Annotated in this window: 11 protein-coding genes and 1 pseudogene; 6 read left to right on the top strand and 6 right to left on the bottom strand. The window is 64.7% G+C overall.

Annotated features, from left to right (window positions below; all coding sequences use genetic code 11):
- Nucleotides 1-546: pseudogene (locus tag AC1DSN_RS10095) on the bottom strand (two-component sensor histidine kinase); the annotation flags it as partial.
- Nucleotides 547-824: 278 nt separating this feature from the next.
- Between AC1DSN_RS10095 and sucC the strand changes: the two are divergent.
- Both sucC and sucD read left to right on the top strand, forming a co-directional pair.
- The gene (gene sucC / locus AC1DSN_RS10090) at nt 825-1,985 is read left to right on the top strand and encodes an ADP-forming succinate--CoA ligase subunit beta (RefSeq protein WP_063572903.1); all 1,161 of its coding nucleotides are present in this window, start codon (nt 825-827) and stop codon (nt 1,983-1,985) included.
- A gap of 13 nt (nt 1,986-1,998) precedes the next feature.
- Nucleotides 1,999-2,871, top strand: a complete 873-nt coding sequence (sucD, locus tag AC1DSN_RS10085) for a succinate--CoA ligase subunit alpha (RefSeq protein ID WP_036137555.1) — start codon at nt 1,999-2,001, stop codon at nt 2,869-2,871.
- A 176-nt stretch (nt 2,872-3,047) separates the two neighbouring features.
- Here sucD and AC1DSN_RS10080 read toward each other — a convergent pair whose 3' ends face one another.
- From AC1DSN_RS10080 to AC1DSN_RS10065, 4 genes are read right to left on the bottom strand one after another with little or no spacing between them, the layout of a single operon-like run.
- The gene (locus tag AC1DSN_RS10080; RefSeq protein WP_477294836.1) at nt 3,048-3,809 is read right to left on the bottom strand and encodes a L,D-transpeptidase family protein; all 762 of its coding nucleotides are present in this window, start codon (nt 3,807-3,809) and stop codon (nt 3,048-3,050) included.
- A gap of 44 nt (nt 3,810-3,853) precedes the next feature.
- Nucleotides 3,854-4,945 carry a dipeptide epimerase gene (locus tag AC1DSN_RS10075; protein ID WP_477294838.1) on the bottom strand — a complete coding sequence of 364 codons (1,092 nt, stop codon included), beginning with the start codon at nt 4,943-4,945 and terminating at the stop codon, nt 3,854-3,856.
- A 24-nt stretch (nt 4,946-4,969) separates the two neighbouring features.
- Nucleotides 4,970-6,358, bottom strand: a complete 1,389-nt coding sequence (locus AC1DSN_RS10070; RefSeq protein ID WP_477330558.1) for a C40 family peptidase — start codon at nt 6,356-6,358, stop codon at nt 4,970-4,972.
- 14 nt (nt 6,359-6,372) lie between these two features.
- A complete protein-coding gene (locus AC1DSN_RS10065) occupies nt 6,373-7,521 on the bottom strand; it encodes a DUF819 family protein (protein ID WP_477294842.1) in 1,149 nt (382 codons plus the stop codon).
- Between the two features lie 117 nt (nt 7,522-7,638).
- Here AC1DSN_RS10065 and AC1DSN_RS10060 point away from each other — a divergent pair, with 117 nt between their 5' ends.
- The gene (locus tag AC1DSN_RS10060) at nt 7,639-8,349 is read left to right on the top strand and encodes a M15 family metallopeptidase (RefSeq protein WP_477294844.1); all 711 of its coding nucleotides are present in this window, start codon (nt 7,639-7,641) and stop codon (nt 8,347-8,349) included.
- A gap of 71 nt (nt 8,350-8,420) precedes the next feature.
- Entirely contained in the window at nt 8,421-10,037 is a 1,617-nt protein-coding gene (locus AC1DSN_RS10055; RefSeq protein WP_477294846.1) for an NAD+ synthase, read from the top strand.
- 963 nt (nt 10,038-11,000) lie between these two features.
- Here the strand turns inward: AC1DSN_RS10055 and AC1DSN_RS10050 are convergent.
- Complete coding sequence (locus tag AC1DSN_RS10050; RefSeq protein WP_213948561.1) at nt 11,001-11,828, bottom strand: outer membrane protein assembly factor BamD; 828 nt, start codon at nt 11,826-11,828, stop codon at nt 11,001-11,003.
- 69 nt (nt 11,829-11,897) lie between these two features.
- Between AC1DSN_RS10050 and rluD the strand changes: the two genes are divergently transcribed.
- Nucleotides 11,898-12,872, top strand: coding sequence for a 23S rRNA pseudouridine(1911/1915/1917) synthase RluD (gene rluD, locus AC1DSN_RS10045; RefSeq protein ID WP_213948562.1), 975 nt, complete (start codon nt 11,898-11,900; stop codon nt 12,870-12,872).
- 3 nt (nt 12,873-12,875) lie between these two features.
- The coding region (locus tag AC1DSN_RS10040) for a purine nucleoside phosphorylase YfiH/LACC1 family protein (protein WP_477330556.1) at nt 12,876-13,289 on the top strand (414 nt) is incomplete at its 3' end.

The raw sequence follows: 13,289 nt of genomic DNA, 5'->3' as shown, positions 1-13,289 counted from the left end.
GCCGAGCACATAGCACAGCGAGGTACAGGCGAAGTAAGCCGCGCCGAACAGCCCGTACTCGGCCAGCTCACGATCCGACGAGCTCGCCTCGGCCAGGTCGAAGAACGAATGACCCAGCATGCCCAGGGTGGCCATGGCGGCGAAGAACATCGACAGCCGGAACGGCAGCAGCAGGGCGCCTGTGGCCAGGTTCACCGCCAGCATCATGGCTACGCCCATGCGGACGTCGTGCATGAGCATGAGGGCGAGCAGGGCCGCCGCGATGTCCAGTGAGAGCCCGACCGAGACGATCAGGACCGGGCGATTCAGTGACTGCCGGGTGCGCGCCACCATGACCAGGGCCGCCAGCAGGTAGGCCAGGGCGAAAAGGCGGGCGAAGAGGGGTTCGGGCAGGTTCGGCCAGTTCAGGTGTTCGGGGTGGAACGCCAGCGCGGTGTAAACCGCCGCCTGCCCGAGACGGAAGTAATTGAAAAAGAACAGTTCGTGGCGGGCGGTGGTCTGGTTCGCCGTAGACCTGGCGGCTATTGTCGACGYGGGCGTGGACACGTGGGTACTTCTCCGCCGGGCCCCCCGGGGCCTGGATGACGCCCAGTATAGGTGTCGGGGCGGTCGCGGCAACTCACGCCACCGACAGCTTCCAGCCGGCCCGCGGGCCGCGCTGCACGGCCAATGCGGCGCCGCCCCTTTCCATCCGGGGCGCCTTCCGGGAAAATACGCGGCCGTATTGCGTGAAACTCGCGCAATCGATCCATCCCCCATCCCCGTGCGAGCCGTTCACGGCCTGCACGCGTCCACATGTTTCTCCCGTTCGCTCGAGGTATCGAATGAATTTCCACGAGTACCAGGCTAAAGAACTGTTCGCCAAGTACGGCATTGCCGTACCGCCGGGCAAGGTTGCCAACTCTCCCGATGCCGCTGTCGACGCCGCCAAGCACCTTGGTGGTTCGCAGTGGATGGTCAAGGCCCAGATCCATGCCGGCGGTCGCGGCAAGGCCGGTGGCGTCAAGTTCTGCCGCAGCCTCGATGCCGTTCGCGATGCCGCCAAGGGCATGCTCGGCACGAACATGGAAACCTACCAGTCCGCCGGCCGTGCGCTGCCGGTGAACCTGGTGCTGGTCACCGACGCGACCGACATCGCGAAGGAACTGTACCTCTCGATCCTCACCGATCGTGACACCAAGTCGATCTCGTTCATCGCCTCCAAGCACGGCGGCGTCGACATCGAACAGGTGGCCGCYGAAACGCCGGAAGACATCCACACCTTCCAGGTGGATTTCGTCGAAGGCCTGCAGCCGTACCAGTGCCGTGAGCTCGGGTTCAAGATGGACCTGAATCCGAAGCAGGTCGGCCAGCTCGTCAAGATCATGCTTGGCCTGTACAAGCTGTTCAACGAGAAGGACCTCGCCCTGGTCGAGCTGAACCCGCTCGCCGTTCTCGAAGACGGCAACCTCGCCGCCCTCGACGGCAAGGTCAACTCCGACGACAACGCCGAGTTCCGTCACGCCGACCTCGCGGCGATGCGCGATCTCACGCAGGAAGACGCGGCCGAAGCGGCTGCCGTCCAGCACAACCTCAACTACGTCACGATGGACGGCACGATTGGCTGCATGGTCAATGGCGCCGGTCTGGCGATGGCCACGATGGACGTGATCAAGCTGGCAGGAGGTGAGCCGGCCAACTTCCTCGACGTCGGCGGCGGTGCCACCAAGGAGCGCGTCTCCGAGGCGTTCAAGCTGATCCTCTCGTCGGACAAGGTGAAGGCCATCCTGGTCAACATCTTCGGCGGCATCGTGCGCTGCGACCTGATCGCCGAGGGCATCATCGCCGCGGTGAAGGAAGTGGGTCTGCAGATCCCGGTGATCGTGCGCCTGCAGGGCACGAACGTCGACGAAGGTCGCAAGCTCCTGGCCAACTCGGGTCTGGCGATCACGCCGGCCGACGATCTTAACGATGCGGCCCAAAAGGCCGTGGCCGCAGCGGCCTGAGGAGCATATTTAAATGAGCGTCCTGATCAACAAGAACACCAAGGTCCTCGTCCAGGGTTTCACCGGACAGCAGGGTACCTTCCACGCCGAACAGGCGATTGCCTACGGAACCAAGGTCGTCGGCGGTGTCACGCCGGGCAAGGGTGGTTCCGAGCACATCAACCTGCCGGTCTTCAACACGGTGCGTGACGCGGTCGACCAGACCGGCGCCGACGCGTCGGTGATCTTCGTGCCGCCTCCGTTCGCGGCCGACTCGATCCTCGAAGCCATCGCTGGTGGCATCAAGATCATCGTCACGATCACCGAAGGCATTCCGGTGCTCGACATGATGCGCGTGAAGAACGTGCTCAAGTCGCACCCGGACGTCGTGCTCGTCGGTCCGAATTGCCCGGGCGTCATCACCCCGGGTGAGTGCAAGATCGGCATCATGCCGGGCCACATCCACAAGCCGGGCAAGGTCGGTATCGTTTCGCGTTCGGGCACCCTGACGTACGAAGCGGTTTTCCAGACCACGAACGAAGGCCTCGGCCAGTCCACCTGCATCGGCATCGGTGGCGACCCGATCAACGGTCTGAACTTCATCGACTGCCTGAAGCTGTTCCAGGACGATCCGCAGACCGAAGGCATCATCATGGTCGGCGAAATCGGTGGCAGCGCTGAAGAAGACGCCGCTGAGTTCATCAGCCAGTACGTCAAGAAGCCGGTCGTCTCGTTCATCGCAGGCGCCTCGGCTCCTCCGGGCAAGCGCATGGGCCACGCCGGTGCGATCATCTCCGGCGGCAAGGGCACGGCGGAAGCCAAGTTCGCCGCGCTCGAGAAGGCAGGCGTGACCACGGTCAAGTCGCCCGCCGACCTCGGCAAGACCCTCGCCGGTCTGATGAAGTAATACCCACCCGCCTCGGCGAGTGATAAAAACCGCGGCCCCCGGGCCGCGGTTTTTTTATGCCCCGCGAACGGGTTCGGTACCCTTGTAGGAGCCGATTCATCGGCGATCCCGCGGCAGCGGGCCAGTCCGCCGCGAGCACCCATCGCCGATGAATCGGCTCCTACATGGGACCTGCGTTAGATGGCGGGCAGGTTCCAGGCATCGCGCAACCTTGCGTACTCTGCCTTCGGCAACAACACGAAGACCGGCTTCTTCTTCGGGTCAAGCCATGCGAGCAACTTCTCCATGGTCTCGTCGGTCATCGCCGTACAGCCAGCTGTCGGCGATGTGGGTGAGCGCCAGAGATGCGCAAAGATGCAACTCCCCGCGCCGCGACGACCTTCGGGGTTGTGCTCGATGACGAAGCCGATGCGGTAAGCATGGTCGCCGTTGAAATGGAGGTCGCGGCGCATCGGTTCGGTGGCACCGTCGACGGCTTTGTCACCCACCTGTTTCGCATCGACCAACTGGTTGTAGTAAGGCGAACTGGTCACGTCGACGCAGTAGTCCGAAGCAGTCAGTCCGCGGTAAGGCAGGGAGGTGCCGTTCGTGTCCGCATAGCCGAAGGCCTCGCCAACACGGAAGATGCCGGCCGGGCTGCGGCCATCACCTTCCACCTTGGTCGGCCCGTCGCGTTGTACGGGGTGGAGGCCGATGCCCCATGCGCTGCCATGCTTGCCGAGGGTCACTTCCGCGGGTGCACCCACCAGTACCCACGTCGTGCCTTCGCGCTCGTAGGTGCGAAGACTGCCGTGGTCGACATCCCAGCCGTCCGTCGTGACGACGATCATCTGACGCGACACCGACCACGCGGCGGGGGCTTCGAAGGCGGCAGCTATCGCGGTAAGGCTCAGTGCGACAAGGCCAAGCAGGTAGGGAGCGCATCGACGTAACGACATGGCAGGGATCCGGGGGCGTCGGGAAAGGTGGCGAGGGACCGTTGTCAGAGTGCCTCGAGGCCGCGAAGGTTCCGGATGCCGAATCCCGGAGCATCGCCGACGGTGATATGCGGTCCGTCGAAGTGCACGCCTCCATCGACAGGATCGAATGCACACAACGAAGGCCCATCGAGGTCGATCCGCGTAATGACCTCGGAACGCGCGATGGCGACATGCACGGCAGCGGCCACGCTGATGCTGGATTCCAACATGCAGCCCATCATGCATGGCATGCCATGGGCCGCAGCGATGTCGGCGATACGCAATGCATTCGTGATGCCGCCGGCTTTCATCAGCTTGATATTGATGATGTCGGCCGCGCGCAGGCGGATGATCTCGGTCACGTCGCTTGGGGCGAACACGCTCTCGTCGGCCATGACGGGTGTATTCACGCGTTCGGTGATGTAACGCATGCCTTCAAGATCGTGCGCAGGTACAGGCTGCTCGATGAGATCAAGAGCAACCCCCGCCTGTTCGAGTTCCTTCAGGACACGAACGGCTTCCTTCGCCGTCCAGCCCTGGTTCGCATCGAGCCGCAACGTCGCACGTCCCGCCACGGCGTCGTGGATCGTGCGCACACGGGTGACGTCGGTGGCGGTGTCCTTGCCGACCTTGATCTTGAGTGCCGTATATCCCTCGTCGAGCGCGGCGAGCGCGTCGGTGACCATCGTGGCTACATCGTTGACGCTGATCGTTATGTCGGTGTTGAGCGTCGATACGCCGCCACCCAGCAACGCGTAAACCGGTGAGCGGTGTAGCTGCCCCCACAAGTCGTACACCGCAATTTCAACGGCTGCTTTCGCGCTGCTGTTCTTCGCCATCGCTCCCTGAATCAGACCGACCATCCGGTTGAGATCCGCAACGTCTTCGCCCACGAGGCGTGGTGCGATGTGGTGGCGGATCGCGTGGACGATCGATCCATGCGTCTCACCCGTGATGGCGGCCGTGGGTGGCGCCTCGCCGTAGCCGATGTGGCCGTCGTCGGTATGCAGCATCACGACGATGTCTTCCACGCTCTCCACCGTGCGCAGTGCCGTCTTGAAGGGCGTCTTCAAGGGTACGCGCAACATTCCGAGCGTTATGTCAGTGATCTTCATGGACGGATCTTCATGGCTGATCGCTCAACGAATACGGACGATGCTGGTCATGCGGTCGACGAAGCTGGCGTCGTCGCTGAACATCAGGGGCAGGAGTGGCGTCACCGATACTTCGTTGAGTTTGACCCGTCGCATGCTGCCGTCAGGCTGCCGATAGCTGATGCCGCTCACGTCGTGGATCACGTAAGGCTTGCCATCCACCTTACCGATCACCATCAACACATGACCCGGGATGTAGACGAGGTCGCCGACGTCGAGCGCCATCGCCGCCTTGACCCGCGCATCGTGGCTATCCTTTTCCGTATAGAGCGTGTGCGCCAGGCCCGGGCTCATCGCTTGGTCGCCCGTGTTGCGTGGCATCTGCACGCCCATGCTGCGGTACACGTCCGAAACGAAGCCGCTGCAATCGCGCCCGTTATAAGCGTGCCCCCATCCGTAGCGCTCACCGAGGAACTTGAAGGCCTGGCGGATGATGTTGGCGCGGGTCAACGGTAGATAGCCGGGCGAGGAGTCCTGGTTGCGCTGGAACAGGGCAGGCCGGAACGCGAGCATGCCCTTGGCGTCTCGCACGGGCAAACTCAGTATCCACGAGGTGTAAGCACTCTGACCATTGATCGGTTGGTCGGGCGGAAGCGGTGCGTCGAGCGGCACGCGCGTGCCCATGTCCAGCTGGAGTTCTGAGAGCGCGGGCGCTTCGGGCGAATACACAGTGAGCGGCTTGGCCCCGGTGATTACCCGATAGGGCGTGGCGTCCACGTGCGCGAAGATCTGGTTCGCCTCGCCCAGCGCAACGTCCTCAGCATGCACCCAGGCGGCGTAGTTCGGACTGACGACGAACACCCACTGCGCATCCTTGCTGGTATGGACGACGACGAGCGGATCGCCCGGAAAAAGAGTGCTTTCCTGGAAGCGGTCGATATCCGTATCGCCAGCATGGCTGAAGACGCGAAGGTCGGTCGGAAAGCTCCGCAGGGCGGTGCGGCGGAGCACCATCCCGTACCGCGGAGTTACCTGCACAGGAACCGTGTCGATGGCGACGTTGGACACGATCGCATCGAGCCTTCCCGTGTCGATGGCGTGGCCTTCGGCATCGACGAGAGGCCGCGACGGACGGGCGGAGCGCTGCGAAATCCACGCTTTCGCCTGTTCACGAGCGAGAGTCGCAGGCAGATGCCGGATGTCGTGCATGGACGGGTCGCGTTGCGCGATGCGTGCGTTCAACGCTCCGATGGCCGTGGAGTCCAGTAGGACGGTGTCCGGATCGGGCAGGCGAGCGACCCACGTCGTCGCCGAAAGATCGGCCTCGGCGATGCCGGGAATGCCTGACGCGGCGATGTCCTGCGCAAAGCCCGCCGGAGCGATGGCGGCGGTGACCAGGGCCAACGCCAGGAACGAGTAACGAAACCTGTTCACGTTTTGAAACCTCATCATGAAGCCAGCCTCGACAACACGGCCGCGACGACCAGCCCGTAGCCTGTGCCGAGGATATAGCCGAGCAGCGCAAGCAGGATGCCGACCGGCACCAGCGAGCGGGAATAGGTCGCTGCGAGCACCGGCGTCGCTGCGACGCCACCGATATGCGCGAGCGACGAGATGCCGCATAGATACAGGTCGAAGTGAAACACGCGAGCGAAGAGGCAGAGCAGGATGGCATGCAGGGCGATGACGGTTACCCCGCACAGAAGGTAAATGGGTGCTGCGGCGATGCCGGCGAAACTGCTCTGTGAGGCGAGGACGGCGACGACGGAAATCAACATCGCACTCGATACCGATGGCGCACCCGGCAACCGGGCAAGCGGTGTGTGGGCGACGACCAGTCCCGCGACCGTGGCGATCAGAATGGTCCAGGTAGTCGGCGACACCATGCTGCCCACCGGCATGTAACGTCCTCCCACCGCAGCGAGCGCCGCCGTGAGGAGGGCGAGGCCGAGCCACAGCAGCACGCTGTCGACGGTCGCCGGCGCGCGTGGCGCGGTATCGGCCACGATCATGTCCGCACTGGAGACCGCGCGGGTCCACCGATTGAATGCCGGTGCCAGGCGAGCCACGGCGAACAGCACCACCACCCACATCGAGTAGCAGAGCGCATCGGTCAGCAGGGTGGTGGCGAGCGCGGTGTCCGACATGCCGATCGCCTGCTTCACGGCGATCATGTTGGCCGTGCCGCCCACCCAGCTGCCGGATAGCGATGCCAGCGGCATCCAGCCGTCACCCGGTATCCAGTGTCGAAAGATCAGGTAGGCCAGCACGAAGGCGGCGAACAGGCTGATCGACGTGCAGACGAACACGCCGAGCACGCGCGGCCCAAGGGCGAGGATCGCGCGCAGGTCGCAGTTGATCATCAGCAGGAACAGCAGGGCGGGTACGAGCCGGGACACCAGCACGCCCTGGGCGGCATGGATCTCGGGGCTGGCGGTCCAGAGTCCGGCCACCGACAGCGCGGTGACACTGAGGTAGGTGAGCACGATGGGCGGCAGCACCTCGAACACTTTCCAACGGAAGCGCCGTTCGATCGCCGGCCAGAAACCGGCAACGAGCAGCATGACAGCCAGGTACGGCCAGACCGATTCGATCACGCCAACCCTCCCCGGGTAAAAACGATCGTCGGGCCATGGTACCTGCCCGGCGAAGGTCGGCGGGAATGGGCTAACCTGCCTGTCGGTCGCGAGGGGCGACGCGACGGAGGTAGTGCGATGCGGATGGCTGCTGTTATTTCGCTCGTGGTTGCGATGCTCGCTTGCTCGGTCGTTCATGCCGTCGAGCCTCCGCGACTGTCGCCGGCTACCACCGCCGCCGCAGCGGGCATGACGAACATCCGTGCACTTGTTCCCGATATCGACGAGGTCATGCACTACGCGAGCGCCGACAACTTCACCGGAGCTGTCGTCGACGGTTACGAAGCACCCGCGTGCTACCTGCGTACGGCGGCGGCACAGGCCCTGGCGCGCGTCGAGGCAACCCTGCGTAAGCAGGGCTATCGCCTCCGGTTGTGGGACTGCTACCGACCGGCGCGTGCCGTCGCCGCCTTCGTTCGATGGGCCGGTGATCTGTCTGACGTGCGTACCAAGGCGGCTCACTATCCGAACCTGGGCAAGGACACGTTGCTCGGTGAGTACATCGCGCCGGTCTCGGGCCACAGCCGCGGTGCCACGGTCGACCTGACCCTGATGCACTGCGAAGGCACCCGTTGCACACCGCTCGACATGGGCACCGATTTCGACTTCTTCGATCCGCTCGCCCATACCGAGGATCCGCGCATCACGGCCGCACAGCAGGCGAATCGCCAGCGTCTGCTCAAGGCGATGGCGGCTGAAGGCTTCGTCAACTACGCGCAGGAGTGGTGGCACTACTCGCTGCCCTCGGCAGCACCGTCCGACCTCATCTACGACGTGCCGGTCCGCTAGGCCCCGGGCAGCCGGAAGGCTGCCCGCTCATGCCTTATCATGTGAAGTCCCCGCGACCGCACGGATCCCCCATGTCCACCTTTCGCTTCGCCCTGGCCCAGTTCGATTTCCCGGTAGGCGCCACCGCCGACAATGCGCGACGGGTCAAGGCGCTGTCCGACGAGGCGCGCGACCGCCTGGGTGCCTCGTTGGTCGCCTTTCCCGAACTGACGCTCTCCGGCTACCCGCCCGAAGACCTGCTCCAGCGGCCGAGCTTCCTCGATGCCTGCCATCGCGAACTCCATGCCCTTGCACCGACCATCCAAGGCATTTCCGCCATCGTGGGCTACCCGGATTCGCAGGGCGAGGTGTTCAACGCCGCTTCCCTCATCCGTGAGGGCAAGCTGGAGTGGACGTACCACAAGCAGGAATTGCCCAATTACACGGTGTTCGACGAGAAGCGCTACTTCCAGCACGGTGAAGCCACCCGTGTGTTCACGATCGAAGGCGTGAACGTCGGCATGCTGATCTGCGAGGACATCTGGGAGGCCGAGCCGGCCGCCCACGTCGCGCAGGCCGGCGCCGAGCTGATCCTGGTCATCAACGCATCGCCCTGGGACCGCCGCCAGGCCGCCACCCGCGAGGCCCTGCTCAAGCAGCGTGCCCGCGAAACCGGCCTGCCGATTGCCTACGTGAATCTCGTCGGCGGCCAGGACGACCTGCTTTTCGACGGTCATTCGCTGCTGGTCCAGGCGGACGGTGAGGTCCTCGCCCGCGCGCCCTCGTTTGAGGAAATGCTGCTCACGGTCGAATTCGACACCGTCACCAGGCGTCTTGCCGCCATCGACTGGCCGGCCGCCGACATGCGCTCGCCCGAGGCGATCATGTACGCGGGCATCGTCCGCGGCATTCGCGACTACATCGGCAAGAACCACTTCTCCGGCGTGTTGCTGGGCTTGTCTGGCGGTATCGACTCGGCGCTGACCCTCGCCCTCGCCGTCGACGCGCTGGGCAAGGACAAGGTCACCGCGGTGATGATGCCCACGGTATACACGTCGGATCTTTCGTTGCGCGAGGCCAAGGCCCAGGCCGAACACCTCGGCGTCGAATACCACGTCTTGCCCATCGAAGGCATCTACGAGGCCTTTACCGGCGCGCTGGCGCCCGTATTTGCCGGTCGCGAGCCGGACATCACCGAAGAGAACCTGCAGTCGCGGGCCCGCGGCGTACTGCTCATGGCCATGTCCAACAAGACCGGCAAGTTGCTGCTTTCCACCGGCAACAAGAGTGAGATGGCGGTGGGTTACGCCACGCTCTACGGCGACATGTGCGGCGCGTACGCGCCGCTGAAGGATGTCTATAAGACGGTGGTCTTCACATTGTCGCGCTGGCGGGCAGCCATCGACGGTGCCATCCCGATGGCCGTGATCGAGCGCCCGCCCTCAGCCGAGCTGCGCCACGAACAGACCGACCAGGACTCGCTCCCGCCCTACGACGAACTGGATAAGATCCTCGAGCTGTTCATCGAAGGCGAGGCCTCGGCCGAAGACATCATTGCCGCCGGCCACGACGACGCCACCGTGCGCCGGGTGATCCGCATGGTCTTCATCAACGAGTTCAAACGCCGCCAGGCCGCGCCCGGCCCCCGGGTCACCACCAAAGCTTTCGGTCGCGAACGCCGCTATCCGATCACCTCGGGCTGGCGATAACGCCACTTCTTAGCGGCTCACGCCACCCCTTCCCGTCCCCGTAGGAGCCGATTCATCGGCGATCGGCTGCTCGCGTCACCCTGACTCGCTGCTGCCAGCTCGAGCCGCGGCTTGCGTGAGGGGTTGAGGCGCAGAGCCTTCGGTGCTCGGACGTCGCGGCGCAGAGCCTTAGCCGCCGGACGTAGTGGCGCAGAGCCTTCGGTGCCCACCCTCGCTGCTCAGACAGGTCCTCCGCGTTCGACAAGGAAAGGCCGCTGCGCGGTCCGTGTACTTATTTGGCCTACGGCCGCTCCACTTGTGCGGAACTCGCCTCGAGGGTGGGCACCGAAGACTCTCCCGGACCCTGAGGTTCASGTGGGTCGAGCCAAGGCGCGCGGCGGCATCGCTGGCAGGCACGCAGGCAAGCAGCACGCAGCCGCACAAGCCACACAGCCACACAGCCACACAGCCACACAGCCACACCGATGTCGGCGCAGGCGCGATGAGCGTGTTAGGCAACCGGGTACCCGCCACTGCGTACCCGCACGCGCTTCCGCATCGCCCTGGGGTTCCGGCAACGACCGGCGCCGCCGACGGCGTCACGCCAACGGCTCTCCTTCCAGCTGACCGTATCCTCGTGAGAGACCTTGGTGTCCACCCTCGAGGCGAGTTCCGCACAAGTGGAGCGGCCGTAGGCCAATAAGTACATGGCCGCGCAGCGGCCTTTCCGGTACGAAACGCGGAGGACCTGTCTGAGCAGCGAGGGTGGACACCAAGGTCTCCCCGCGAGACGCCCAAGTGTAGAGAGCGACGGCGAAGCCGAGCCGCCCCGCGAGGCCGAAGGCGAGCCATGCGCGAGGTGCGAGGTGCGAGGTGCGAAGAACGTCCTGCCTGAAGGCCGAGCGCCCGGCCCCCGATCATCCGCGATGAAGCAAAAAAAAGCCGGCTTTCGCCGGCTTTTCTCTTCGACCCGATCAGATCAGGTCAATGGTGACCCGAGAACGGAATCGCCTTGCGCCAGATCGACGGGCTGTGCGGCCAGCTGTCGTCGGTCAGGTAAGGGTGGTTCGGGTAGTTCAGGGCCAGGACCTTGCGGGACTGCTCGGCCAGCGGCTTGCGATCGAGCGCCAGGTAGCTACGCGTGAGGATCGCCAGGGCGTCGGCCGTTTCCGGCGACTGCTGGTAATGCTCGATCACGTACTGGGCGCGATCCGACGAGGCGATGTACGACTTCGTACGCAGGTAGTACTCGGCCACGTTGATCTCGAACTGGGCCAGCTGGTTGCGCAGGAAAATCATGCGCTGACGGGCGTCCGTGGCATAGGCGCTGTTCGGGTAGCGGCGGGTAAGCTGGCTGAAGTCGTCGAACGAGGTCAGGTTGAAACCCTGGTCGCGACGGGTCGACGCCGTGTTTCCACGCTGCAGGTAGCGCTCGATCACGCCACCGGTACGATCGAAATTGATCATGCCGCGCAGGTAATAGGCATAATCTGCATGCTTGTGGGTCGGAAACGTCTTGATGAAGCGATTAATCGTCGAGTACGCGTCATCCGGCTTGTTGTCTTTGTACTGCGCGTAGGCCAGTTCGATCTGGGCCTGCTCATTGACGTCACCGGACGGGAAGCGCGCAATCAGGCGCTGATAGCCCTTCTCGGCGGCTGAATAGTCCGAATACTCCAGCGAATTGTGAGCCGTGGCAAAAAGCCGGTCTTCCGGCATTGTGTCAATCGTCTCCTTTTTGCTGCGGAACATCGAGCAGGCGCTCATCGACAGGGCGAGGACGAGCAGAATGGTGATCTTAGTTGCACGCATTGAGAGAGTTCGGATGCTTGAGCGAAAAGGCATGATAGCCGAAACCGGCCATGGGCCGGGCGGGGCGGTATGACGACGTTACGACATGAAGCCATTGTGCCGGTAACGGCCGCTGGACGGCGTTTCGACCAGACCGTGGCCGAGATGTTCCCCGATTATTCCCGATCCCGCCTCACCGCGTGGATCAAGGACGGCAAAGTGTTGCTGGACGGGGCCCGCGCGGCGCCGCGGCAGCTGGTCCGGGGTGGCGAGAAGGTGGAGCTCGAGGCTGAGCTGGAGAACGAGGTCCACGCCGAGGCGGAGGATATCGCCCTGGACATCCGCTTCGAGGACGACGACCTGATGGTGGTCGACAAGCCGATGGGGCTGGTGGTCCACCCTGGCGCGGGTAATCCCACCGGGACGATGCTCAACGCCTTGTTGCACCACAATCCGGCGCTGGCGGAGCTGCCGCGTGGCGGCATCGTGCACCGCCTGGACAAGGACACCGCGGGCCTGATGGTGGTTGCCAAGACCCTTGCGGCCCATACGCGCCTGGTCGAGATGCTGTCCCTCCACGAGGTGCGCCGCCAGTACGAGGCCGTCGTCCTGGGCACGATGGTGGCCGGGGGCACGGTGGACGAGCCGATCGGGCGCCATCAGCACGACCGGCTCAAGCAGGGCGTTCGCGACGTGATCGACGGGGGCAAGGAGTCGGTGACCCACTACCGTGTCCGCGAGCGCTTCCGTGCCCACAGCCTGATCCAGTGCAACCTGGAGACCGGGCGTACGCATCAGATTCGCGTGCACATGGCCCACGTCGGCCACCCCCTGGTGGGCGACCAGCTCTATGGCAACGGCCTGCGTCTTCCGCGCGGAGCCAGCCAGGAATTGATCGATGCCTTGCGCGGTTTCCGTCGCCAGGCCCTGCATGCGGAGAAACTGGGGTTCGATCACCCGATCACGGGTGAGTACCTGGAATTCGACTCGCCGCGGCCGGCCGACCAGGATGCCCTGATCGAGGCGCTGCGGGCCGACACCGTTCTCCATCCCATCGAGGATTGATGGGTGGACGCCGACTGGATCGTTCCGGACTGGAAGGCACCGGCGGGGGTCGGCGCGGCGGTTTCCACGCGGCGCGGCCCAGGCGTGTCCGAGGCGCCGTATGACCGGCTGAACCTGGGACTGCGCTCTGGCGATGATGTCGCCGCCGTCGAGGTCAACCGGCGGGCGTTGGCCGAAGCCCTGGAGCTGCCTGCGCCGCCGCTTTGGCTGCGCCAGGTGCACGGCATCGCCGTAAGCGAATCCCCACTCACAGGCGACGATGAGCCGGTGGCGGATGCCTCCGTGGCGCGCGGTCCGGGTCAGGTGCTGGCCATCCTGACGGCGGATTGCCTGCCCGTGCTGTTCGTCTCCGCCGACGGCCAGACGATCGGCGCGGCCCATGCGGGCTGGCGTGGGCTGGCGGCGGGAGTGCTGGAG

This window comes from Luteibacter sp. P4_D7_3 (assembly GCF_056401735.1).
Note: the sequence above shows the minus strand (reverse complement) of the source record. Positions and strands in the feature narration are given on the sequence as shown.